The sequence below is a fragment of the Streptomyces griseus subsp. griseus genome, from assembly GCF_003610995.1.
Taxonomy (GTDB): Bacteria; Actinomycetota; Actinomycetes; order Streptomycetales; family Streptomycetaceae; genus Streptomyces.
This window is the reverse complement of the sequence record NZ_CP032543.1, coordinates 3,187,695-3,211,957: the sequence shown is the minus strand read 5'-3', so window position 1 is coordinate 3,211,957 and position 24,263 is coordinate 3,187,695. Positions and strand designations below refer to the sequence as shown.

The following is a 24,263-nucleotide window of genomic DNA, read 5'->3' as shown; positions in this document are numbered from 1 at the left end:
GTCCGCCGTAGCCCTCTCATCCGCGCAGCTTGTAGCCGAAGCCGCGGACCGTCTCGATCCGGTCCTGGCCGATCTTGGTGCGCAGCCGCTGGACATGGACGTCCACGACCCGGGTGTCGCCGCCCCAGCCGTAGTCCCAGACCCGCTCCAGGAGCTTGTCGCGGGAGAGCACGGTGCCGGGCGCGGAGGAGAACTCCAGCAGCAGCCGCATCTCGGTGGGCGTCAGCGCCACCTGCTCACCGCCGCGCCGCACCTCCATGCCGTCCGTGTCGACCTCCAGATCGCCGAAGGCCAGCACCCCGCCGAGCCCCTCGGCCTCCGCCTCCGTACCGCTCCGGCCCGTGCCCTCCGGCCCGGCAGCGTGGCCGAAGCGCCGCAGCACGGCCCGGATGCGGGCGACCAGGACGGCGCCGTCGAAGGGCTTGGTGACGTAGTCGTCCGCGCCGGCCTCCAGGCCGAGCACCACGTCGATCGAGTCGGCCCGCGCGGAGAGCATGATCACCGGCACGGTCGACTCGTCCCGGATGCGGCGGCACAGGCTCACCCCGTCCAGCCCCGGCACCATCACGTCCAGGAGGGCGATGTCGGGCCGGTCGGCCCGGAAGGCCTCCAGGCCGGAGAGCCCGTCGGGCATCGCGGTGACCGTGAAGCCGACCCGCTCCAGGGCGAGCTGGGTGGCCTCACGGATGACATCGTCGTCCTCGACGAAGAGGACGTGGGTCTCGGCCATGGACGTTGCGTCTCGCTTTCAGTTCCCGCTCGGGTCGGCCGGTTCCACCGGCTCCGCCTGGGTGGGCGCCTCGATGTCGCCGCCGCCGTCGACGGCACGGCTGAAGTCGTTGTGCACCCGGTCGTGCTCGGTGAAGCGCTCGTCGGCCCAACGGTAGGTGACCACCTCGGAGCCGGACGGATAGGCCAGCGGATCCTTCGACCCGTAGACCTGCGTCGTCACCACCAGATCGCCCCGGTCGATGGTTCCGTAGACGGCCGGCACCTCGGCCATGAAGACGTTCTCGTACGAGCCGTCCTCGCGGGCCCGGTAGACATACGTCCCCACCCCCACCGAATCGGCGCAGCTCATCACGTTGACCACGACATCGGCGGACGGGCCGCCGGTCATCGACCCGTAGGAGGTGTCCACCGGGTAGGCCTTGCCGGCGCAGGGCCGGAGCCCCTCCCGGACCCGCTCGCTCACCGTGGGGTCGCGCTTGAGGAGGGCCACGGCGTCGACGCGCCTGGTGGGCGGGGCGGTGCCGGAGACGGTGGGCCGGGGGGAGAACTGGGCGACCGGCTGACTGCCGGCGGGGCCCTCGTCGCGGGTGCCGGTGCCGCCGGTGGCGCAGCCGACGCAGAACAGCCCGAAGGCGGCGAGTCCGGCCAGGGCCGTACCACTCGCCGCCATACCTGCCCGGAACCCGCGGTTCCGGCGGGGTCTCCCGGAGGTTCCCCCGTCGTCGGTATCCGCCCGGCCGCTCCCGCCGCCGTGCTCGCTGCCGTCGCTGCTGGCTGTCAGGCCGCGCACCGCTCCCGCCCCCGCTCGTCGTGACGCCCGTCGTGCCGCGCCGCCGTGTGTCCCCGCGCCGCCGTGACGGAGGTGACCTTCGCCGTGCCGGCGGCGGCCCTCGTCCGCTGGGCCGGAACCCGGCCGGCGGCAGGCGCCGCACTCCGGTGGCTCCCGGTCTCCCGGCGGGCTCCGGTCTCCCGGTTTCCCTGGGGCTGTCGGCGGTCACCGGTCTCCCGGCGTCCCTCGGTCTCCCGGGCGACCGCCTCGCGGCTCGTCAGCTCACGGCTCTCCAGCTCCTGCCGCAGGCGCGCCAGCGCCCGGTGCAGGGTGCTCTTGACCGTACCGGCCGACATGCCGAGCGCCGCGGCAGTCTCCTCCGTACTCATCTGCTCCCAGTGTCGCAGCACGACGACGCTGCGCTGCTTCGGAGCCAGGATCCCGAGGATGTCCATCAGCAGGGCGCGGTCCGCCCGCTGCTCGCTGCCGTCGTCGACGCTCGCGTCGGGCAGCTGCTCGGTGGGCACCTCGTCCAGCTTCCGCGCCCGCCACCACTCCGTACGGGTGTTGATCATGACGCGGCGCAGATAGGCGTCGGCGAGGGACTTGTCGGCGATGCCGTCCCACCGGCCGTACGTCCGCACCAGGGCGGTCTGCAACAGGTCCTGCGCGTCCACGGGGTCCGGGACCAGCCGCCGTGCGCTGCGCAGCAGCGCCTCCTGCCGTGTCCGTACGTAGTCCTCGAACGCGAGCACCTCGCCCTGCGCCATGACAACCGCCTCCGTCCCCGTGAATCCCCGTGTACTGCTGTCGGAGACGCTACGGAGGCGTTGTCACGAGGTTGTGCGGAGCAGCCGTACGCCGACGCACGGCTGTCCATCGGTTGTGTAACAGCGCAGGTTCAGGCCGGTGTCACATCGGCGGTTCAGGTCAGCGGCAGCCGGTACCGGCCGTCCGCCAGCGGTTCCACGAGACCGTCGGCGACCAGCCCGTCCAGCGCCCGGGCCCGCTGCACCGGCTCCTCCCACACCGCGTCCAGCGCGGCCTGGGTGACCGGGTTCAGCGCGTCCCGCAGCACCGCGAGGAGCCGGCCGCGCACCTGCCGGTCGGTCCCCGCGTACGTCTGGCCCTTGCGGGGCGGCCCCTCGTGCGCGGGCTTCCCGGCCAGCCGCCACGCGCACTGCGAGGCGATCGGGCAACGGTCGCAGTCCTCGTTGCGCGCGGTGCACACGAGCGCGCCCAGCTCCATCGTGGCCGCCGCCCACCGCGCCGCCCGCTCGTCCTCGTCCGGCAGCAGGGCCCGGGCGAGCTTGCGCTCGGCGGCGGTGGTCGCGTTCGGCGGGTACTGGATGCCGTTCGCGGCGCGGGCGAACACCCGGCGGACGTTCGTATCGAGTACGGCGTGCCGCTGCCCGTACGCGAACGAGGCCACGGCCGCCGCCGTGTACTCGCCGATCCCGGGCAGCGCCAGCAGCTGGGCGTGCTCACTCGGTACGTCGCCGCCGTGCCGTTCCGTTATCGCCTGCGCGGCCCCGTGCAGCCGCAGCGCGCGGCGGGGGTAGCCGAGCCGGCCCCAGGCGCGGACCGCCTCCCCGGGCGCCTCGGCGGCCAGGTCGGCGGGGCGGGGCCAGCGGGCGAGCCACTGCTCGTACACCGGCAGGACCCGGCTCACCGGGGTCTGCTGGAGCATGAACTCGCTGACCATCACCCCCCAGGCGCCCGCTTCGGGGCGGCGCCAGGGGAGATCGCGGGCGTGCTGCTCGAACCACCCGATCACGGGGGTGTGGAGGGAGGCGGCGGCGGGGGGCGTCTGGGGAGAAGTCGAAGTCATGGCAGTCATGGCACTGACGATCCTGGCACGGAAGCGGCGACGGGCGTCACGGGTGCGGGGGTGTCGGCCCGCGCGGCGGCCCGGAGCGGAGGGAACGCCACCCGTTCTGTCCCCTGTGACCGGGTCCTGCGACCGGAAGCCGTGATGATCATCGGCAAAACTTGATGATGATCGGCAAAACTTGTGACCGGAGCGGCGGGTGGGGCCTGAGACGGCCCCGATCTCTCGTACAGTTTGGCCCGTGGGATCTATGCGCAATCCGGTCGGTCCGCTTCCCTCCAGCATCTACTGGCGCCGAAGGGCGGTAGCGGGGCTTCTGGTTGCGCTGCTCGCGGTGCTGATCGCCTGGGCGGTGACCACCACCGGAGGCGGCACCAAGGACGACGGCAAGCCCGGCGGCTCCGACCCGGTGAAGTCGATCACCCCGGGGCCGGGCAGCTCCGGCCCGGCGATCAGCCAACAGCCGGGCGGCCGCGACGAGTCGGACGACTCCGAGGGTTCGGACGGTTCGGGCGGCGGGAGCGGCTCCGGCGGTGACACGGGCGCGGGTTCCGGCGGCGCGAGCGACGGTGCGGGATCCGGCTCCACGTCAACGAGCGGTGCGGACACGGCCGGTTCGGGCACGGGCGGTACGGGCTCCGGCGGCTCGGCGGCGGGCCGGCAGGTCCCGGCCAACTCCCCGCTCCCCGCATGCGAGCCGGGCGGGCTGGAGTTGACCCTGCGTACGAAGGTCAGTTACGGCCCCGACGACCGGCCCAAGTTCGACATCATCGCCCGCAACACCTCGTCGGTGACGTGCAAGGCCGACCTCGGGCCGAAGAACGTGGTGCTCACGGTCACCGAGGCGAGCGCGGACGACGACGTGATCTGGTCCTCGAAGGACTGCCCGGCGGTCCCGGGCGCGCTCTTCCTCCAGGTCCCGGCCGGTGCGACGGTCGTGCACACGGTGGACTGGAACCGGGTCCGCTCCACCCCCAACTGTGCGACGCCGCCGGCAACGAAGGCGGGTCCGGGGACGTACCTGCTGGAGGCGGAGACGCCCGGCACGAAGATCCGCCCGGCCTCCTTCGTCCTGAAGAAGGACTGAGGGCCGGACCGCGGTTCAGCCGCGGGTTCCGCAGGCGGGGCAGAAGGCCGCGCCGGTCGGGAGCGCCTGGCTGCATCCGGTGCAGTTGGCGGCCTGCGCGAGATGGTGGCCGCAGGACATGCAGAAGGCTCCGCCCCGGGTCTCGGCGCTGCACTGCGGGCAGACCAGTTGCCGTGGCGTGGTGGCGTCGTAGCTCGAACCGCGGCGTCGGACTTCGTCGTAGGCGCGCTGGCCGGCCATGTCGTTCAGACCGCGCTGCCGTGCTGCCTGGGCCTCGGCGGCCGTGTCGGGCGAGCAGTGCAGGCAGAGGCCCTGCCCGGGGTTCCAGCAGCGGTCGCGGACGTGGCTGGTGCAGCGCGGGCAGCGGTTGAAGTGGCCCTCGGCGTTGGCGATGGCCCGGCTGAACGCGGCGTCCTTCTGACCGCCGTAGCTGTGGCCGGCCAAGCCGTCGGCGGCTTCGGAGGCCCCCCTGGTGGCGGCTCCGCCGATGACCGACCACGCGGCGTTCATGCCCTTGGAGACCCATCCGGCGACCTGGCCGGCCCGGAAGGCCTCGAACGGGGAGCGCCAGGTGTCGTAACAGCGCCCGCAGGAGAACTCGAACTGGAAGCCGGCACCGGTGCCGCGCTCCACGCACAGATCACGGTGGTTGTTGCTGAAGTAGATTTCGCCGCTCACAGTTCCCCCGACTCGCCCCAGGCCCCAGCGCACCGCGAGCCCCAACACCGGCCTTCAGTAAGGCAGCTGGGTTTTCGCCAGTTGGGATAAGAGCGTTTTCCGCCACTTTCCAGCGCGGGAAGGGAGAAGCCGTTCGGTTCCCGGCCACGGGGTGGTGAAGCGGCTGGTCCCTGGCCACGAGGTGTGAGGTGGCTGGTTCCTGGCACGGGGCGGTGAGGGCGGCCGGAACCACCGGTGGTGCGGCCCGGCTCAGACGTACCGTTCCAGGATCGACGACTCCGCCAGCCGCGAGAGCCCCTCCCGCACGCTCCGGGCCCGCGCCTCCCCGACGCCGTCCACGGTCTGGAGGTCGTCCACGCTCGCCGCCAGCAGCTTCTGGAGCCCCCCGAAGTGCTCGACCAGCCGTTCGATGATCGCCCCCGGCAGCCTCGGCACCTTCGCCAGCAGCCGGAAGCCCCGCGGCGAGACCGCCGAGTCCAGCGTCTCCGGCGAGCCGCTGTACCCCAGCGCCCGCGCCACCACCGGCAGCTCCAGCAGCTCCGTGTGGCTCAGCGCGTCCAGCTCCGTCAGCGCCTCCGCCACCGTGCGCGATCGTTTCGCCGTCGGCTCGGGCACATAGTCGCGGACCACCAGCTCCCGCTCCGGCTCCACGCCCGCGATCAGCTCGTCCAGCTGGAGCGAGAGGAGCCGTCCGTCGGTGCCGAGCTCCACCACGTACTCAGCGATCTCCGTCGCGATCCGCCGCACCATCTCCAGCCGCTGCGCCACCGCCGTGACGTCCCGGACGGTGACCAGGTCCTCGATCTCCAGCGCGGAGAGCGTGCCGGCCACCTCGTCCAGGCGGAGCTTGTACCGCTCCAGCGTGGCGAGCGCCTGGTTGGCCCGGGACAGGATCGCGGAGGACTCCTCCAGGACCCGCCGTTCCCCGTCCACGTACAGCGCGATCAGCCGCATGGACTGGGAGACCGAGACGACGGGGAAGCCGCACGCCTTGGAGACCCGGTCCGCCGTACGGTGCCGGGTCCCCGTCTCCTCCGTGTGGATCGAGGCGTCCGGGACCAGCTGCACACCGGCCCGCAGGATCTTGGTCATGTCCTTGTCGAGGATCAGCGCCCCGTCGAGTTTGCACAGCTCGCGCAGGCGGGTCGCGGTGAACTCCACGTCCAGCACGAACCCGCCGGTACACATCGATTCGACGGTCTTGTCCATGCCCAGGACGATCAGCCCCCCGGTGTTGCCCCGGAGAATGCGCTCCAGGCCGTCCCGCAGGGCCATTCCGGGCGCGACCGCGCTCAGCGAGGCGCGCATCAGCGCCTCGTTACCGGTGCCTTGGCCGGACTTTCCGGGCGCTGTCGCCCGGTCGTTGGCTGCCACTGCACTCCTCCGGTCGACAGGTTTGCGATGCCCTGGCGTCCCCCGTGCCGTGTCCACGGGCGGGCGAGACCAGGGCAAAGTCTACCGGCGCGCGTTGTCTTCCTGACGAGACTGCGGCGCCTCTTGACGAGACCGGCGCGGGAGGACCCGCAGAGCATCCCCCATGTCGGCGACTTCTGTGACCTTCATACCCGATGGAACCCTTCCCGGGTCGGTCGGGACCAAGGCGTGGGTGAAGCCGAGACGGTGCGCCTCGGCCAGTCTCCGCTGGACTCCGGTGACCCTGCGGACCTCGCCCGCGAGCCCCACCTCACCGATCGCGACCAGGTTCTTCGGGAGCGGGGTGTCGCTGGCGGCACTGGCCAGCGCGAGCGCGATCGCGAGGTCTGCGGCGGGCTCGGTGAGCTTCACACCGCCGACCGTCGCGCTGTAGATGTCGCGCTTGCCGAGCGCGCTGATCCGGCCGCGCTGCTCCAGCACGGCGAGCATCATCGAGACCCGGGAGGTCTCCAGACCGGAGGTGGTGCGCCGGGGCGAGGGGATCTGGGAGTCGACGGTGAGCGCCTGGACCTCGGCGACCAGGGGCCGCTTGCCCTCCAGCGTCACCGTCAGACAGGTGCCGGGCACCGCCACGTCGCGCCGGGTGAGGAAGAGGCCCGAGGGGTCGGCGAGGCCGGTGATGCCCTCGTCGTGCAGCTCGAAGCAGCCGACCTCGTCGGTCGCCCCGTAACGGTTCTTGACGCCGCGCACCAGGCGCAGCCGGGCGTGCCGGTCGCCCTCGAAGGAGAGCACCACGTCGACCAGGTGCTCCAGCAGCCGGGGTCCGGCGATCGCGCCGTCCTTCGTGACATGGCCGACCAGCAGCGTGGCCATCCCGCGCTCCTTGGAGGCCCGGATCAGCGCCCCGGCCACCTCCCGGACCTGGGCCATCCCGCCGGGCGCGCCGTCGATCTCGGGCGAGGCGACCGTCTGCACCGAGTCCAGGATCAGCAGGGAGGGCTTCACCGCGTCCAGATGCCCGAGCACGGCCGACAGATCGGTCTCCGCCGCGAGGTAGAGGTGGTCGTTGATCGCCTTGATCCGGTCGGCCCGCATCCGGACCTGGCTCGCGGACTCCTCGGCGGTCACATAGAGCGTGCGGTGGTCGTCGCTCGCCGCCTTGGCCGCCACGTCGAGGAGCAGCGTCGACTTGCCGACGCCCGGCTCGCCCGCCAGCAGCACGACGGCCCCCGGCACGAGCCCGCCGCCGAGCACCCGGTCCAGCTCACCGACGCCGGTGGACCGGGCGGTGGCCTGCCGGCTGTCGACCTGGCCGATGGGAACGGCGGCGGTGGAGACCCGGCCGGCCGCGGTGGTGCGCACGGCGGGGGCGCCGCCGAACTCCTCGACCGTCCCCCACGCCTGGCACTCGGGGCAACGGCCGAGCCATTTGGCGGTGGTCCAGCCGCATTCGGTGCAGCGGTAGGACGGCCGGTCCTTCGCGGATTTCGTACGGGCAGCCATGGCGTCACCGTATAGGTGGGGTCTGACACCGCCGCCCGCGCAGGGGGCGCGGGGAGCACTCCGCACGGAGGGCGCACGGAAGCACTTCGGGCGGAATCCATGATCCCCGTCCCCTTTCGAGGGATACGTTCACCCGTAAGGATTAAATGTGCTCAAGGGGCACCAAGGGCGCGTACTCCTCTGTTTACGGTCGCCGGGTGACGAGCAGCAGGCTGCAGACCCCCACGGACACCACCGGCGCACACCGGGCGCACCGGCGAGCACCTCACGCCCCGGCCCAGCGGCCGGCCGCACGTTACGAGCCGTATCTCGACGGCCTCTTCACCTACTGCCTCTCCGTGCTCTGCGACCACGACGCGGCGGCCGAGGCGCTCGGTACGGTCCTGGCGATTGCGGACCGGCACGACACGCGGTGCCCCGAGGCCGAGGAGGAACGTCAATCCTGGCTCTACGCCCTGGCCCGCTGGACCTGTCTGCGCAGCCTCACCGAGCGCAGGCGAGGCCGCCAGGCCCACCGCAGGCCCCCGGCACCGGCCAGGGGCACGGGGCCCGCAGAACGCTCCTCGGCCGCCGTGGAACGCTCCTCGGCCGCCGCGTCGGTCATCGCGTCGGCCGCCCCCTCGGCCCCTGTGAAGGGCCCGGAGGACCTCGCCCCCGCCACTCCCGAGGAGGCCACCACCCCCGACCCCGCCGAGTCCCCGGCCGTCGAGGCCCGCCGACGGGAGCTCGCCACCCTCGCCTGGCCCGAGGCCGCCGGCACCACCCCGGAGCAGCGCGAAGCGCTCGAACTGGCCGTACGCCACCGGCTCACCCCCCGCGCGGTCGCCTCCGTGCTCGGCCTGGAGCCGGTCGCCGCCCGGGAGCTGCTGGCGGCGGCGGCCTGCGAGGTCGAACGGACCCGGGCCGCGCTCGCCGTCGTGGAGACCGCGAACTGCCCCACCGTCGCCCGCCTCACCGGGGACCACCAGGTGCTGCTCTCCGCCGCCCTCCGCCGCGAGCTGGTCCGGCACGTCGACGACTGCCCCCGCTGCCGCCGTGCCGCCGAACGGGTCGACGCGGCAGGCCCCTGGCCCGGCGCCACCGTCGCCCCGGCCGCCCCGTTGCCGCTGGTCGAGGCGCCCCGCCCCTCGGTGCACGTCGCCCTGGCCCAGGCCCGGCGCTCCCGCTCGGGCGGCCCGCGCTTCGGCCGCACCGGCTATCCGCTGGACCCCAAGGACCACGCCGCCCGCCGGGACCGCGTGCGCGCCCGGGTCGTGACGACGACGGTGGTCGCCACCGTGGTCGCCGCCCCGGTGATCGCCCTGTGGGCCGCGTACCGGGGCGCTCCGCTCACCGGAGAGGGCCACGACGGCTCCAAGATCACCGCCACCGAGATCGAGGGCGCGGGCGAGATCAGCGGCGACCCGGGGGCCCCGCACGAGGAGGCGGGCAGCGCACGCTCCGGCGACCGGCGCGGTATCCACTCCCCGGACGTCACGGCCGAGGTGATCAGCACCGGCGCCGACCGGGAGGGCGAGGGCCGCCTGACCGTCACCGCCCGGACCTCCGGCGCGCTCACGACGATCACGCTGACCGCCTCAGCCCAGGGGCCGGTCGACTGGGCGGCCACGACGGACGCACGGTGGCTGCGCCTGAGCCGTACGTCGGGCACCCTCGCGGCCGGGAAGTCGACCACCGTCACGGTCGCGGTGAACCACGCGGCGGCCCCGCGCGGCCCGTGGCGGGCCCGGATCGCGCTCAGCCCCTCGGGCTCCGCCGTGATCATCGACGGTCATGGTGCGACGGCCCCGCCGACCGGCACCACCCCCGATCCGACGCGCCCCGCACCCGGCTCACCCGGCCCCACGAACCCGCGCCCGACCGACCCCGGCCCCACCCGTCCGGGCCCGAGCCCGACCGATCCCGGCCCGACGGACCCCGGCCCGACCGACCCGGGCCCCGGCCCCACCGACCCGGGCCCCACGGACCCGACCCCCACCGACCCCACCCCGACCGACCCGACGACCCCGCCCGGCCCGGACCCCACGGACCCGGCCCCGACCGATCCGGGCCCGAGCGCCCCGGACCCGACGGAGTGACGACGTAACGCCTGGTCGTACTCCAGGACCTGCGTAGGGCCCTGCTCTCGGCCCTACGACGGCTCTTGCTCCCGGACCTGCGCCGGTTCTCGCTCTCAGACCTGCGGGTCCGCCGGATGCGGGGCCATCGGGAGCAGCGAGGCCAGCCGCTGCTCGCACAGCTCCACCAGCCGGTCGTACCCCTCCTTGCCCATCAGCTCGACCAGCTCCGGCCGGTAGCTCACGTACACCGGGTCCCCGGCTCCGTGCGCGGAGGTCGCCGAGGTGCACCACCAGTGCAGGTCGTGCCCGCCGGGACCCCAGCCCCGCCGGTCGTACTCACCGATCGTCACCTGGAGCACCCGGGTGTCGTCGGGCCGGTCGATCCAGTCGTACGTACGCCGTACCGGCAGCTGCCAGCACACGTCCGGCTTGGTCTCCAGCGGCTCCTTGCCCTCGCGCAGCGCCAGGATGTGCAGCGAACAGCCCGCCCCGGCGGCGAATCCCGGCCGGTTCTGGAAGATGCAGGACCCCTCCCAGCGGCGCGTCTGGCGTTCGCCGTCCTCGTCGACGCCGACCCAGCCCGTCTCCGTACCGACGTCGTGGAACTGCCACAGCTCGGGGGTGAGCCGCGCCACGTTCTCGGCGACCCGCTTCTCGTCGTCCTCGTCGGAGAAGTGCGCGCCCAGCGTGCAGCAGCCGTCGTCGGCGCGGCCCGCCTGGATGCCCTGGCAGCCGCTGCCGAAGATGCAGGTCCAGCGTGAGGTCAGCCAGGTCAGGTCGCAGCGGAAGACCTGCTCGTCATCGCCCGGGTCGGGGAACTCCACCCAGGCCCGCGCGAAGTCGATGCCCTTCTCGTCGGACGGGTCGGGTCCGTTCGCCTCCGGCTGTGATGTCTGCTTGTTCGACTTCGGCTTCTTCGTGGCTTTGTCCTGCTTAGCCTTTTTCGTCTTTGGCACGCGGACAGCGTAAGTCCCTTGGCGCAGTAGCGTTCCCCCATGAGACTCGGAGTCCTCGACGTGGGATCGAACACGGTTCACCTGCTGGTGGTCGACGCCCACCCCGGCGCCCGCCCGCTGCCCGCGCACTCGCACAAGGCGGAGCTTCGCCTCGCCGAACTGCTCGACGCGGGCGGTGCGATCGGCCCGCTCGGCGTGGACCGGCTGGTGGCGACGATCGCCGGCGCGGTCCAGGCCGCCGAGGACAAGGGGTGCGAGGACGTGCTGCCGTTCGCCACCTCCGCGGTGCGCGAGGCGACCAACGCGGATGAGGTCCTGGAGCGCGTACGGGTCGAGACCGGCGTCGACCTCGCCGTCCTCAGCGGCGCGGAGGAGGCCCGGCTGACCTTCCTGGCCGCCCGCCGCTGGTTCGGCTGGTCGGCGGGGAAGCTGCTGGTCCTGGACATCGGGGGCGGCTCGCTGGAGATCGCCTTCGGGATGGACGAGGAGCCGGACACCGCCGTCTCCCTGCCGCTCGGCGCGGGCCGCCTCACCGGCGCCTGGCTGCCGGACGACCCGGCCGACCCGGAGCAGGTGCGGGCGCTGCGGCGGCATGTGCGGGCCAGCATCGCGCGGACGGTGGGCGAGTTCAGCCGGGCCGGCCGCCCGGACCGTGTCGTCGCCACCTCCAAGACGTTCAAGCAGCTCGCCCGGATAGCCGGCGCCGCCCGCTCCACCGAGGGCCTCTACGTGCAGCGCTGCCTCAGCCGCGACGCCCTGGAGGAGTGGGTCCCCAAGCTCGCGTCGATGACCGTCGAGGAGCGCGGCCGCCTCCCCGGAGTCTCCGAGGGCCGGGCCGCCCAGCTGCTCGCCGGGGCGCTGGTGGCGGAGGGCGCGATGGACCTGTTCGGCGTGGAGGAGTTGGAGATCTGCCCCTGGGCGCTGCGCGAGGGCGTCATCCTGCGCCGTCTGGACCACCTCCCGGTGGGGCGGGCCGCGCTGGAGGGGTGAGGCGCCCTCCCGCCCCTCCATGGCCCTGATCACTTTCCGCCAGGGCCCCTCGGGGATGCGCACCACTGCCCGTACGCTGTCCAGGTGGCAGAACCAGTGGTGCGCATCCCCGATGCGAAGGTCGCCCTGTCAACGGCCTCGGTCTACCCCGAGTCCACCGCGACGGCCTTCGAGATCGCCGCACGCCTGGGGTACGACGGCGTCGAGGTCATGGTCTGGACCGACCCCGTCAGCCAGGACATCGAGGCCCTGCGCCGGCTCTCCGACCACCACCGGGTCCCGATCCTCGCGGTCCACGCCCCCTGCCTCCTGATCACCCAGCGCGTCTGGTCCACCGACCCCTGGGTCAAGCTCCAGCGGGCCCGGGCCGCCGCCGAGAAGCTCGGCGCCTCCACCGTCGTGGTGCACCCGCCGTTCCGTTGGCAGCGCAACTACGCCAAGGACTTCGTGAGCGGGATCTGGCGGATGGCGGACGAGACGGACGTCCGCTTCGCCGTCGAGAACATGTACCCGTGGCGCTACCGGGACCGTGAGATGCTCGCGTACGCCCCCGACTGGGACGTCACCAACGACGACTACCGGCACTTCACGGTCGACCTCTCGCACACCGCGACCGCCCGCACCGACAGCCTCGCCATGGTGGACCGCATGGGCGACCGGCTCGCCCATGTCCACCTCGCCGACGGCAAGGGCTCGGCGAAGGACGAGCACCTGGTGCCCGGCCGCGGCGACCAGCCGTGCGCGGAGCTGCTGGAGCGCCTCGCCCGTACCTCGTTCGACGGCCATGTCGTCATCGAGGTCAACACCCGCCGCGCGATGTCCTCCGCCGAACGCGAGGCCGACCTCGCCGAGGCGCTGGCCTTCACCCGCCTCCACCTCGCCTCGGCCCCCGCCACCCCGGACCCGGCCCCCGAGACCCGCCGCCCGTGACCGAGGACCGCCGGCACCCGCGCCCGGCATCCCGCACCCCGGACCGCCCGTGACCGAGGACGCGCCCGCGCCCCGGCGCCGGGGCCGCCCCTCCCGCCGGGCGGCCGCCGAGGGGCCCGACTCCCGCACGCGCATCCTGGAGGCGGCCCGTACCGAGTTCGCCCAGCGCGGATACGACAAGACGTCGGTCCGGGGCATCGCCAGGGCCGCCGGGGTCGACGCGGCCCTCGTCCACCACTACTTCGGCACGAAGGACGAGGTCTTCGCGGCAGCGGTGGAGCTCTCCTTCGAACCGGCCCTGGTCATCCCCACGGTCCTCGGCGGCCCCCCGGAGGGCCTGGGGGAGCGGCTGGCCCGCTACTTCCTCTCCGTATGGGAGAACCCGGCGACCCGCGCCCCGCTCCTGGCGATCCTGCGCTCGGCGCTCACCCACGAGGCGGCGGCGAAGGTGCTGCGGGGCTTCGTCCTGCGCCGCCTGCTGGAGCGGATCGCGGCGGAGCTGGACGTCCCCGACGCGACGTTCCGCGCGGAGCTGGCCGCCTCGCACATGATCGGCATCGCGATGCTGCGGTACGTGATCCGGGCCGAGCCGCTCGCGTCGGCGGACCCGGAGGAGATCGTCGCGATGGTGGCACCGACGCTCCAGCGATACTTGGGCGGCGAGGGCTGACGCGCACGGCGCGTGCCCACGTACCGACCATCCCATCCCGTATTCCGGACAGCCTGTCCAGATCTTGGATCCGGGGCGTACGCTCGAAGACAGTCTTTCCGTAACTGTCGGAGGCAGCACCCCTGCCGAAGGAGCGAGCGACGATGCCCCAGCTGAGGTCCCGCACGGTCACCCACGGACGCAACATGGCGGGCGCGCGCGCCCTTATGCGCGCGTCGGGCGTAGCGAGCGCGGACATCGGCAAGCCGATCATCGCGGTCGCCAACTCGTTCACCGAGTTCGTCCCCGGCCACACCCACCTCGCCCCGGTCGGCCGGATCGTCTCGGAGGCGATCCTCGCGGCGGGCGCGGTCCCGCGTGAGTTCAACACCATCGCCGTGGACGACGGCATCGCGATGGGCCACGGCGGCATGCTCTACAGCCTGCCCTCCCGCGACCTGATCGCCGACTCCGTCGAGTACATGGTCGAGGCGCACTGCGCGGACGCGCTGATCTGCATCTCCAACTGCGACAAGATCACCCCGGGCATGCTGATGGCCGCGATGCGCCTCAACATCCCGACGGTCTTCGTCTCCGGCGGCCCGATGGAGGCCGGCAAGGCCACCCTCGTCGACGGCACCGTGCGAAAACTCGACCTGGTCAACGCGATCAGCGACGCGGTCGACGAGTCCATCTCGGACGAGGACATCCTCCGTATCGAGGAGAACGCCTGCCCCACCTGCGGCAGCTGTTCCGGCATGTTCACCGCCAACTCGATGAACTGCCTGACCGAGGTCCTCGGCCTCTCCCTCCCCGGCAACGGCTCGGTCCTCGCCACCCACACCGCCCGCAAGGCGCTGTACGAGACCGCCGGCCGCACGGTCGTCGAGATCACCAAGCGGTACTACGAGCAGGACGACGAGACGGTCCTGCCGCGCTCCATCGGCACCCGCGCCGCGTTCGACAACGCCATGGCGCTCGACATCGCGATGGGCGGCTCCACCAACACGATCCTCCACCTCCTGGCCGCCGCCGAGGAAGCGGAGCTGGCGTACGACCTGGACGACATCAACGAGGTCTCGCGCCGCGTCCCGTGCCTGTCCAAGGTCGCCCCGAACGTCGCCCCCGGCGGTACGTACTACATGGAGGACGTCCACCGCGCCGGCGGTATCCCCGCCCTCCTCGGCGAGCTGCACCGCGGCGGACTGCTCAACGAGGACGTCCACTCCGTGCACTCCGACACCCTCGCCGAGTGGCTGAAGAACTGGGACGTGCGCGGCGGCTCCCCGTCCCCCGAGGCCGTCGAACTGTGGCACGCCGCCCCCGGCTGCGTCCGCTCCGCGACCGCCTTCTCCCAGTCCGAGCGGTGGGACACCCTCGACCTGGACGCGGCGGGCGGCTGCATCCGCGACGTCGAACACGCCTACTCCAAGGACGGCGGCCTCGCCGTCCTCAAGGGCAACCTCGCCGTGGACGGCTGCGTCGTGAAGACGGCCGGTGTCGACGAGTCGATCTGGACCTTCGAGGGCCCGGCCGTCGTCTGCGAGTCGCAGGAGGAGGCGGTCGACAAGATCCTCCGCAAGGAGATCCAGCCGGGCGATGTCGTCGTCATCCGCTACGAGGGCCCGCGCGGCGGCCCCGGCATGCAGGAGATGCTCTACCCGACGTCCTTCCTCAAGGGCCGGGGCCTGGGCAAGGTCTGCGCCCTGGTGACCGACGGCCGCTTCTCCGGCGGTACGTCGGGCCTCTCCATCGGCCACGCCTCACCCGAGGCGGCCTCCGGCGGCACGATCGCCCTCGTCGAGGACGGCGACCGCATCCGCATCGACATCCCGGACCGCTCGATCGAGTTGCTGGTCGACGACACCGAACTGGCCACCCGCCGTGCCGCGCTCAACGGCGTGTACGCCCCGAAGTCCCGCGAACGCAAGGTCTCGGCGGCGCTGCGCGCCTACGCGGCGATGGCGACGAGCGCGGACCGGGGCGCGGTCAGGGACATCTCAAAGCTGGGCTGACATCTGGGGGCGGGGACTGGGGGAGCCGCTTCCGGCTCCCCTTCGCCGAGCGCCTGGGGCACCCGCACCCTCCAGCCCCCGGCGCCGGTGCGCCCCATCCCAGCGCCTCCGGCGCTTGAGGGGCACCGGCGCGGGGCAGGGCCCCGGGTGGACCCCGCCACCCGGTACCCGTCCCCTACCAACCCCCAGGCTCCACCCCATCCACAGCGAACACCGACCCGTCCGGTGCCGTCCCCACGACCACCCGCCCCGCCGCCACCGGCGCAGGCAGGTCGGACGCGTACGTCAGCTTCCCCCCGCTCAACCGCGCCCGCGTCTGCCCCACCAACGTCCCCCGCCCCGTGTCGACGGCCAGCAGCCGCCCGTCCGCGGCCGAGAAGTACAGGTGCCCGCCCTCCCCGAGCACCGGCGCGGACCCCCGCCCCACCCCGGTCTCCAGCCGCCACAGCTCGGCCTTCCCGCCGCCCGCCGCCGTGTCCACGGCCACCAGCGAGCCGCCCCGGGCCAGCAGATACGCCGCGTCCCCGCCCATCACCACCTGCGGCTCGTCCAGCCGGAACGGCAGCGCGATCCGGTCGGCCGTCCGCTTCCCGGGCGCGTACCGCACCAGCCCGACCGTCTGCATGTCCGCGTTCATCTCCGTCAGGACCAGCTCCCCGGCCCCGGCGGTGGAGACCGGCGTCAGCATCCCGTCCAGCCGCCGCTGCCACGCCGCCCGCCCGCTCGCCGCGTCCACGGCGGTCACCAGGGTCGAGGTGCCGGCCGCCGAGTGCTCGGCGGCGTACACGAGGCCGGACGCCTCGTCGTACAGCCCGAAGTCCGGCCGCGTGTGCCCCTTCAGCGGGTGTTCCCACAGCTCCACCCCGCTCGCGCCGTCCAGCGCCGTCACCGTGCCGTCGTCCGCGACGACCAGCAGCGTGGACCCGGCGGGGAACGCGGAGCCGGGGCTGGCGGAGAGGCCGGTCTCCCGGACCGGGACGCCCTTCACCGGGTCGTACGCGCGCAGCTTCCCGTCCGGCCCCGCCGACAGCACCACCCCGCCCGAGACGATGGGCGCCGAGGCGTCACGGAGCGCGGTGTTCCGGTCCGACCAGACCACGCGCCCGTTCGCCGGGTCGATCCGCGCGGTCCCGGTCCCCGCCACCGCGCAGTACAGGGCCGCGCCCGCCCCGGCGGAGGCGCAGACCGGCGTGGCGCTGCCGGAGGTCCGCAGCGTGGTCCTCCACGGCGAGAAGGCGGCGTCCTCCGCCGCCTTCTCCTCTGTCGTACGCTCCGCGGCCGCGGCAGCCCCGCCGTCACCACCCCCGTCACCGCCCCACAGCGCGAACCCCCCGGCACCCGCCCCCGCCACCACCAGAAGCAACGCGGCCGCGAGGACCAGCCGCCCACGCGTCGGCCGCCACCACCGGCGGGGGACCGCCCCACGCACATGCGTGGCGTCCTCGGCGCCCGCCCGCTCGGCGGCGTCCTCCACCGCCCGCGTGACCGCCGCCGGCCGCCGCTGGGCCGGTATGAACGCGGCGGCCTCGTACGACGGCGGCCGCAGCGCCGCCATCACCTCGTCCGGGGTCGGCCGCGCGGCCGGGTCCTTCGCCAGGCACCGGCCCACCAGCTCCGCGAGATCCTCCGGCACCCCGCTCAGATCCGCCTCGTCATGCACCACCTGGTACGCCACGATGTACGGGCTGTCCGAGTCGAACGGCCCCCGCCCCGTCGCCGCGTGGACGAGCACCGCCCCCAGCGCGAACACATCGGCCGCCGGCCCCACCTCACGCGGCCGCTGGAACTGCTCGGGCGCCATATAGGGCGGCGAGCCGATCAGCTTGCCGGTCTCGGTGCGCAGATCACTGTCGTACGGACGCGAGATCCCGAAGTCGATGACCTTCGGGCCCGCGTCGGAGAGCAGCACGTTGCTGGGCTTGAGGTCGCGGTGGATGACACCGGCCCGGTGGATGTCCCGCAGCGCCTCGGCCAGCCCGGCGGTCAGCCTGCGCAGCTCGGCGGGGGCCAGCGGCCCGTTCCGCTTCACCTGCTCGGCGAGGGTCGGCCCGGGGACGTACAGGGTGGCCATCCATGGCCGTACGGCCTCCGGATCGGCGTCCACGACCGGCGCGGTGAACGCCCCGCTGACCCGCCGAGCGGCGGCCACCTCCTGCCGGAAGCGGGCCCTGAACTCGGGGTCCGCCGCATACGGCCGGTGCACCACCTTCACCGCGAGCTGAAGCCCGGAGGCGGACCGGGCCAGATGGACGACGCCCATGCCGCCCGAGCCGAGACATGCCTCAAGGCGGTAGGTACCCGCATATTCCGGAAACTCCGCTTCCGGATGCGCTCCGGCCCCTGGCAGCGGCGGCATCGCCCACCCCCGTGTGTTGATGCGCAAGCGCGACGCACGGAGCCTAGTCGATGGTGCGTGCGAGTGGCGTGGGGGTTGTTAGCCTGCGCCTCGTACGGCTTCGTACACATCGTTCTTCGACGGGGGAGGCCCTCATGGGCGTTGACGAGCAGACCACGGACGCGGCGGCGAGAGCGGCAGCGGCACCGGAAGAGAACACCACCGCCGCCGCGACACCGGCCTCTTCGCACAGATACCCGATCGCCCCCGGCTACCGGGTCAACGTCCGCACCGGCCCCGGTACCAGCTACCGGATCGTGCGGACGCTCCCGGTCGGGATGAAGGTCCCGATCTACTGCCAGAAGCCGGGGGAGCGGGTCACCGGCCCGTACGGCACGTCGAACCTCTGGTGCAACATCGCCAACGGCGAGTTCATCTCCGACACCTACGTCCACACGGGCAGCGACGGCTACGTCGCTCCGCGCTGCGACTGACCGGACCGCCGAGCCGCTCGCTCACGGGGTGCCCCCGCCCGGGGATAATCGACCCCGTGAGCGAGAACAGCGAAACACCCGGCACCTCCACTGCCCCGGGCATGCCCCAGGGCACACCCCCCGGCCCGCAGCCTGAGCCGATCCGCTTCTTCGGGACGACCTGGGTCGACCACGACGGCGGTTACGGCCTGCGCCGCGTCGGCGTCGCCGTCGGCTCGCTTGCCACCGCCGTGGGCGCCTGCTTCGTCCTGCGCTTCGCCTTCGAGGGCCTGGAGATCGCGAAGGTCGGCAGCCTCGTCGGGATGCTGGTGATCGTGATGTTCGCGGTCTGCAGCGCCATCGCGTTCCGCAAGACCTGGGAGGGCTTCGGCGCCCGCCCCAAGGACCCGGCCCGCGAGGACACCTTGCGCGGCCTGAAGTCGATCGGCTTCATCGGCTCGCTGCTCGCCTACTTCTTCCGCTCGTTCATCGAGGCTCCGGGTGAGAAGCTGCGCCGCGCGGAGTACGAGAGCGCCCGCGCCCAGTTCGAGAAGCGCCGCGCGACCCGCACGGGCAACCCGGCGACCCGCAAGCGCCCGAAGCGCCGCTGACGCGCGGAAGACCCCTTGCGCGGGAACGCTCCTGACGTCACGGGTGACGTCAGGGGGCCGAGCGGACCGCCTCCTCCCGCTGCCCGTCCCCTCACCCAGGCGCGTTCCGCGAAGACCAGCAGGCGGAGCCCGGGCCGCACCCGGGCCGCCCGCCGCCACCGAGGCCGGAGAAGCGGCACGGCCACGGTCCGCGCGCCCACCGCACGGGCCGGACCGCACACCCCCGTACCGCTCGCGAGCCCCGACACTCCCCGCCCCCCCCTTGACGACGGGGCCCACCCAGGCCTGTAATTCATCACATGATGAATTACGAACGGAGTGAACCGGGCAACCCCGGAGGAGACCGCCCACCCCCAACCGTCGAGGCCCGCCACCTCACCGTCGTACGAGGCGACCGCACCGTCCTGCGCGCCCTCGACTTCACCCTCGAACCCGGCACCATCACCGGCCTCCTCGGCCCCTCGGGCTGCGGAAAGACCACCCTCATGCGCGCGGTCGCCGGCACCCAGGCCAAGGTGACGGGCACGCTCACCGTCCTCGGCCACCCCGCCGGAGCCCCGGCCCTGCGCGCCCGCATCGGCTACGTCACCCAGGCGCCCTCCGTCTACACGGACCTCACCGTCCGCCAGAACCTCGACTACTTCGCCGCCGTCCTGCACCCCGGCCGCGCCCACCGGGACACCCGCCGGGCCGCAGTGGCACGCGCCATCGAGGACGTGGACCTCACCAGCCACGCCGACGCGCTGGCCGCCACCCTCTCCGGCGGCCAGCGCGGCCGCGCCTCACTGGCCGTCGCCCTGCTCTCCACCCCCGACCTGCTGGTCCTGGACGAACCGACGGTCGGCCTGGACCCGGTGCTCCGCCGGGACCTGTGGGACCTCTTCCACCGCCTGGCCACCGACCGGGGCGCCACCCTCCTCATCTCGTCCCACGTGATGGACGAGGCCGAACGCTGCCACCGCCTCCTCCTGATGCGCGAGGGCCGCATCCTCGCCGAGGACACCCCCGACGCACTCCGCACCCGCACCGACACGGAGACGGTCGAGGAGGCCTTCCTCCACCTGGTCGACGAGGCGAACCGACCCGAGGAGCCCACACCATGACCACCCCCACAGCGCCCCCCACCGGGACCACCGCCACAGCTCCATCCACGGGCCGGCGGCCCCTGACCCCCTCCCGTACGACAGCCACCGCCGCCCGGGTCCTGCGCCAGCTCCACCACGACCCGCGCACGATCGCCCTCCTCCTGATCGTCCCGGTCGCGATGATCACGCTGCTCCGTTACGTCTTCGACGGCGCCCCCGACACGTTCGACTCGATCGGGGCCTCGCTCCTCGGCATCTTCCCGCTGATCACGATGTTCCTGGTGACCTCGATCGCCACCCTGCGCGAACGCACCTCGGGCACCCTGGAGCGCCTCCTCGCCCTCCCGCTCGGCAAGGGCGACCTGATCGCCGGGTACGCCCTCGCGTTCGGCGCGATCGCGGTGGTCCAGTCGGCCCTGGCCACCGCCGTCTCCGTCTGGCTGCTCGGCCTGGACGTCATGGGCTCACCGTGGCTGCTGCTCCTGGTCGCACTTCTCGACGCCCTGCTCGGCACGGCGCTGGGCCTGTTCGTCTCGGCGTTCGCCGCCTCCGAGTTCCAGGCCGTCCAGTTCATGCCGGCGGTGATCTTCCCGCAGCTCCTGCTCTGCGGCCTGTTCATCCCGCGCGACCAGATGCACCCGGTCCTGGAGGCGATCTCGAACGTCCTCCCCATGTCGTACGCCGTCGACGGCATGAACCAGGTCCTCCACCACCCCGACCTCACCGGCGACTTCCTCCGGGACATCGCGGTGGTGGCGGGAAGCGCACTCCTGGTCCTCTGCCTGGGCGCGATCACCCTGCGCCGCCGCACGCCCTGAGACACCACCGCATGACCCGGGGCCCCGGTGCGAGGATGACGTGAGGGGCGGCAGCCACGCCCCTGACCCCGAACCTGAGCACCGCCCGGAGGGTGAACGCATGACCCAGACAGTCGCAGTCCTCGGCACCGGCAAGATCGGCGAGGCCCTCCTCAGCGGCATGATCCGGGCGGGCTGGCGACCGGCCGACCTCCTGGTGACCACCCGTCGCAGCGAGCGGTCCGAGGAACTGCACACGCGGTACGGAGTCGAGTCGGTCAGCAACGCCGAGGCGGCCAAGGGCGCGGACATCCTCATCCTGGCGGTGAAGCCGCAGGACATGGGCAAGCTCCTCGACGAACTGGCCCCCCACGTCAGCGCCGACCGCCTGGTCATCAGCGCCGCCGCCGGTATCACCACCGCCTTCATCGAGGACCGCCTCACCGCGGGCACCCCGGTCGTGAGGGTCATGCCCAACACCCCGGTCCTGGTCGACGAGGGCATGTCCGTCATCTCGGCGGGCCACCACGCCACCGGCGCACACCTCACCACCACCGAGGAGATCTTCGGCGGCGTCGGCAAGACCCTGCGCGTCCCGGAGTCCCAGCAGGACGCGGCCACCGCCCTCTCCGGCTCGGGCCCCGCCTACTTCTACTTCCTGGTCGAGGCCATGACCGACGCCGGCATCCTGCTCGGCCTGCCCCGTACCCAGGCCCACGACCTCATCGTCCAGGCAGCCATCGGGGCGGCCGTGATGCTCCGGGACAGCGGCGAACACCCGGTCAAGCTCCGCGAGGCCGTCACCAGCCCCGCCGGCACCACGATCAGCGCCATCCGCGAACTGGAGAACCACGGCGTACGGGCCGCCCTCATCGCCGCCCTCGAAGCCGCCCGCGACCGCAGCCGCGAACTGGCCTCCGGCAACGGCTGACCGTCCCCGAGCCACCACCCGGACCCCCGGCCGCAGCACCGCAGGCCGGGGGTTGACACACCCGAACCGGAACCGTAATGTGCTCCGAGTTGTCCGACGTGAGCGCCGACCTCGGTCGGTCCCCGGACAGCCATTCCGCAGTGACCACGACCAGTAGCGACCTCGTGTCGCATGCTTTTTCGTGCGTATTCGCGAAATGAGGAATCCGCGTTCGAAGGGACGCACCCCGATTAGCGTCGGGGGCCAGGAATCCGCTAAAGTCTCACTCGTCGGAACGGCCCAACAGCCGGGAAGACAAGCCCCGCTGACTGGGAATCAGGCCCGAGAGGATCTGATAGAGTCGGAATCGCCGGAAAGGGAAAACGCGAAAGCGAAGAACCTGGAAAGCAACCCGCTTGACCCGCTTCGACCGGGAATCGGACACGAAAGAGTCTGATAGAGTCGGAAACGCAGGACAGCAAGACAAAGAAACACGAAGGGAAGCGCCCGGAGGGCCCCGGTGATACGGGACCGAAGGAAGCGTCCGTTCCTTGAGAACTCAACAGCGTGCCAAAAGTCAACGCCAGATATGTTGATACCCCGGCCTGCTTCGGCAGGTTGGTGGTTCCTTTGAAAGTCCTACCGGCTCACTTCGGTGACGGTAGGCAATTACACAGCGAGGACGCTGTGAACAACGGGTCTTATTCCGACCGGTTGTTCCGCTCTCGTGTGTGTGCACCCGATTACGGGTAAACATTCACGGAGAGTTTGATCCTGGCTCAGGACGAACGCTGGCGGCGTGCTTAACACATGCAAGTCGAACGATGAAGCCTTTCGGGGTGGATTAGTGGCGAACGGGTGAGTAACACGTGGGCAATCTGCCCTTCACTCTGGGACAAGCCCTGGAAACGGGGTCTAATACCGGATAACACTCTGTCCTGCATGGGACGGGGTTGAAAGCTCCGGCGGTGAAGGATGAGCCCGCGGCCTATCAGCTTGTTGGTGGGGTAATGGCCTACCAAGGCGACGACGGGTAGCCGGCCTGAGAGGGCGACCGGCCACACTGGGACTGAGACACGGCCCAGACTCCTACGGGAGGCAGCAGTGGGGAATATTGCACAATGGGCGAAAGCCTGATGCAGCGACGCCGCGTGAGGGATGACGGCCTTCGGGTTGTAAACCTCTTTCAGCAGGGAAGAAGCGAAAGTGACGGTACCTGCAGAAGAAGCGCCGGCTAACTACGTGCCAGCAGCCGCGGTAATACGTAGGGCGCAAGCGTTGTCCGGAATTATTGGGCGTAAAGAGCTCGTAGGCGGCTTGTCACGTCGGATGTGAAAGCCCGGGGCTTAACCCCGGGTCTGCATTCGATACGGGCTAGCTAGAGTGTGGTAGGGGAGATCGGAATTCCTGGTGTAGCGGTGAAATGCGCAGATATCAGGAGGAACACCGGTGGCGAAGGCGGATCTCTGGGCCATTACTGACGCTGAGGAGCGAAAGCGTGGGGAGCGAACAGGATTAGATACCCTGGTAGTCCACGCCGTAAACGTTGGGAACTAGGTGTTGGCGACATTCCACGTCGTCGGTGCCGCAGCTAACGCATTAAGTTCCCCGCCTGGGGAGTACGGCCGCAAGGCTAAAACTCAAAGGAATTGACGGGGGCCCGCACAAGCAGCGGAGCATGTGGCTTAATTCGACGCAACGCGAAGAACCTTACCAAGGCTTGACATATACCGGAAAGCATCAGAGATGGTGCCCCCCTTGTGGTCGGTATACAGGTGGTGCATGGCTGTCGTCAGCTCGTGTCGTGAGATGTTGGGTTAAGTCCCGCAACGAGCGCAACCCTTGTTCTGTGTTGCCAGCATGCCCTTCGGGGTGATGGGGACTCACAGGAGACTGCCGGGGTCAACTCGGAGGAAGGTGGGGACGACGTCAAGTCATCATGCCCCTTATGTCTTGGGCTGCACACGTGCTACAATGGCCGGTACAATGAGCTGCGATGCCGCGAGGCGGAGCGAATCTCAAAAAGCCGGTCTCAGTTCGGATTGGGGTCTGCAACTCGACCCCATGAAGTCGGAGTTGCTAGTAATCGCAGATCAGCATTGCTGCGGTGAATACGTTCCCGGGCCTTGTACACACCGCCCGTCACGTCACGAAAGTCGGTAACACCCGAAGCCGGTGGCCCAACCCCTTGTGGGAGGGAGCTGTCGAAGGTGGGACTGGCGATTGGGACGAAGTCGTAACAAGGTAGCCGTACCGGAAGGTGCGGCTGGATCACCTCCTTTCTAAGGAGCACTTCTTACCAAACCTGGTTTGGTCAGAGGCCAGTACACCGGCGAGTGTTCGGTGCTGGTTGCTCATGGGTGGAACGTTGACTATTCGGCACGATGGTTTGTTGGTCACTAGTACTGCTTCGGCGTGGAACGTGGTGAACGGATCGTCGGGTCGGGCACGCTGTTGGGTGTCTGAAGGTATGGCCGT

General features: G+C 71.6%; 20 protein-coding genes and 1 rRNA gene. 12 read left to right on the top strand and 9 right to left on the bottom strand.

From position 1 onward, the window contains the following. Nucleotides 1-16: 16 nt before the first annotated feature. From cseB to D6270_RS14440, 4 genes are all read right to left on the bottom strand, one after another. Nucleotides 17-730 (bottom strand): two-component system response regulator CseB, encoded by a 714-nt coding sequence (cseB, locus tag D6270_RS14455; protein ID WP_109165021.1) that lies wholly within the window; start codon nucleotides 728-730, stop codon nucleotides 17-19. 18 nt (nucleotides 731-748) lie between these two features. Further along, nucleotides 749-1,402, bottom strand: coding sequence for a hypothetical protein (locus tag D6270_RS14450; RefSeq protein WP_109165022.1), 654 nt, complete (start codon nucleotides 1,400-1,402; stop codon nucleotides 749-751). Between the two features lie 107 nt (nucleotides 1,403-1,509). Further along, entirely contained in the window at nucleotides 1,510-2,271 is a 762-nt protein-coding gene (locus tag D6270_RS14445; protein ID WP_109165023.1) for a SigE family RNA polymerase sigma factor, read from the bottom strand. A gap of 155 nt (nucleotides 2,272-2,426) precedes the next feature. Continuing rightward, on the bottom strand, nucleotides 2,427-3,341 hold the full coding sequence (locus D6270_RS14440; protein ID WP_109165024.1) for an iron-sulfur binding domain-containing protein: 915 nt from the start codon (nucleotides 3,339-3,341) through the stop codon (nucleotides 2,427-2,429). A 241-nt stretch (nucleotides 3,342-3,582) separates the two neighbouring features. Here D6270_RS14440 and D6270_RS14435 point away from each other — a divergent pair, with 241 nt between their 5' ends. Then, nucleotides 3,583-4,419 carry a hypothetical protein gene (locus tag D6270_RS14435; RefSeq protein WP_225977055.1) on the top strand — a complete coding sequence of 279 codons (837 nt, stop codon included), beginning with the start codon at nucleotides 3,583-3,585 and terminating at the stop codon, nucleotides 4,417-4,419. Nucleotides 4,420-4,434: 15 nt separating this feature from the next. On the opposite strand, the gene D6270_RS14430 is transcribed toward D6270_RS14435, so the two are convergent. From D6270_RS14430 to radA, 3 genes are all read right to left on the bottom strand, one after another. Then, entirely contained in the window at nucleotides 4,435-5,097 is a 663-nt protein-coding gene (locus tag D6270_RS14430) for a double zinc ribbon domain-containing protein (protein ID WP_109165026.1), read from the bottom strand. Nucleotides 5,098-5,346: 249 nt separating this feature from the next. Next, on the bottom strand, nucleotides 5,347-6,471 hold the full coding sequence (gene disA, locus D6270_RS14425) for a DNA integrity scanning diadenylate cyclase DisA (RefSeq protein WP_073874337.1): 1,125 nt from the start codon (nucleotides 6,469-6,471) through the stop codon (nucleotides 5,347-5,349). 81 nt (nucleotides 6,472-6,552) lie between these two features. Continuing rightward, on the bottom strand, nucleotides 6,553-7,974 hold the full coding sequence (gene radA, locus D6270_RS14420) for a DNA repair protein RadA (RefSeq protein ID WP_109165027.1): 1,422 nt from the start codon (nucleotides 7,972-7,974) through the stop codon (nucleotides 6,553-6,555). A gap of 197 nt (nucleotides 7,975-8,171) precedes the next feature. On the opposite strand from radA, the gene D6270_RS14415 reads away from it, so the two are divergent. Continuing rightward, entirely contained in the window at nucleotides 8,172-10,052 is a 1,881-nt protein-coding gene (locus D6270_RS14415; RefSeq protein WP_109165028.1) for a BACON domain-containing protein, read from the top strand. A 95-nt stretch (nucleotides 10,053-10,147) separates the two neighbouring features. Here the strand turns inward: D6270_RS14415 and D6270_RS14410 are convergent, their stop codons facing one another. Then, entirely contained in the window at nucleotides 10,148-10,990 is an 843-nt protein-coding gene (locus tag D6270_RS14410) for a DUF3109 family protein (RefSeq protein ID WP_109165029.1), read from the bottom strand. Nucleotides 10,991-11,029: 39 nt separating this feature from the next. Between D6270_RS14410 and D6270_RS14405 the strand changes: the two genes are divergently transcribed. From D6270_RS14405 to ilvD, 4 genes are all read left to right on the top strand, one after another. Continuing rightward, on the top strand, nucleotides 11,030-11,980 hold the full coding sequence (locus D6270_RS14405; RefSeq protein ID WP_109165030.1) for a Ppx/GppA family phosphatase: 951 nt from the start codon (nucleotides 11,030-11,032) through the stop codon (nucleotides 11,978-11,980). A gap of 96 nt (nucleotides 11,981-12,076) precedes the next feature. Further along, the gene (locus D6270_RS14400) at nucleotides 12,077-12,910 is read left to right on the top strand and encodes a sugar phosphate isomerase/epimerase family protein (protein WP_204117215.1); all 834 of its coding nucleotides are present in this window, start codon (nucleotides 12,077-12,079) and stop codon (nucleotides 12,908-12,910) included. Between the two features lie 49 nt (nucleotides 12,911-12,959). Beyond that, complete coding sequence (locus D6270_RS14395; RefSeq protein ID WP_109165032.1) at nucleotides 12,960-13,580, top strand: TetR/AcrR family transcriptional regulator; 621 nt, start codon at nucleotides 12,960-12,962, stop codon at nucleotides 13,578-13,580. Between the two features lie 143 nt (nucleotides 13,581-13,723). Continuing rightward, on the top strand, nucleotides 13,724-15,574 hold the full coding sequence (gene ilvD, locus D6270_RS14390; protein WP_109165033.1) for a dihydroxy-acid dehydratase: 1,851 nt from the start codon (nucleotides 13,724-13,726) through the stop codon (nucleotides 15,572-15,574). Nucleotides 15,575-15,749: 175 nt separating this feature from the next. Here the strand turns inward: ilvD and D6270_RS14385 are convergent, their stop codons facing one another. Further along, complete coding sequence (locus D6270_RS14385) at nucleotides 15,750-17,930, bottom strand: protein kinase domain-containing protein (RefSeq protein WP_109165034.1); 2,181 nt, start codon at nucleotides 17,928-17,930, stop codon at nucleotides 15,750-15,752. Between the two features lie 134 nt (nucleotides 17,931-18,064). Here D6270_RS14385 and D6270_RS14380 point away from each other — a divergent pair, with 134 nt between their 5' ends. The 6 genes from D6270_RS14380 (at nucleotide 18,065) to D6270_RS14350 (ending at nucleotide 24,067) form a co-directional block, all read left to right on the top strand. Next, a complete protein-coding gene (locus tag D6270_RS14380) occupies nucleotides 18,065-18,403 on the top strand; it encodes an SH3 domain-containing protein (protein WP_109165035.1) in 339 nt (112 codons plus the stop codon). A gap of 56 nt (nucleotides 18,404-18,459) precedes the next feature. Then, nucleotides 18,460-18,993: a hypothetical protein gene (locus tag D6270_RS14375; RefSeq protein ID WP_109165036.1), complete on the top strand. Its 534-nt coding sequence runs from the start codon at nucleotides 18,460-18,462 to the stop codon at nucleotides 18,991-18,993. Between the two features lie 299 nt (nucleotides 18,994-19,292). Continuing rightward, nucleotides 19,293-20,096 (top strand): ABC transporter ATP-binding protein, encoded by an 804-nt coding sequence (locus tag D6270_RS14370; RefSeq protein WP_109165037.1) that lies wholly within the window; start codon nucleotides 19,293-19,295, stop codon nucleotides 20,094-20,096. Next, nucleotides 20,093-20,896 carry an ABC transporter permease gene (locus tag D6270_RS14365; protein ID WP_109165038.1) on the top strand — a complete coding sequence of 268 codons (804 nt, stop codon included), beginning with the start codon at nucleotides 20,093-20,095 and terminating at the stop codon, nucleotides 20,894-20,896. The genes D6270_RS14370 and D6270_RS14365 overlap by 4 nt, the downstream gene beginning before the upstream one ends. 100 nt (nucleotides 20,897-20,996) lie before the next feature. Continuing rightward, a complete protein-coding gene (proC, locus tag D6270_RS14360) occupies nucleotides 20,997-21,806 on the top strand; it encodes a pyrroline-5-carboxylate reductase (protein ID WP_109165039.1) in 810 nt (269 codons plus the stop codon). 735 nt (nucleotides 21,807-22,541) lie between these two features. After that, nucleotides 22,542-24,067 (top strand): 16S ribosomal RNA (locus tag D6270_RS14350). Nucleotides 24,068-24,263: the final 196 nt, after the last annotated feature.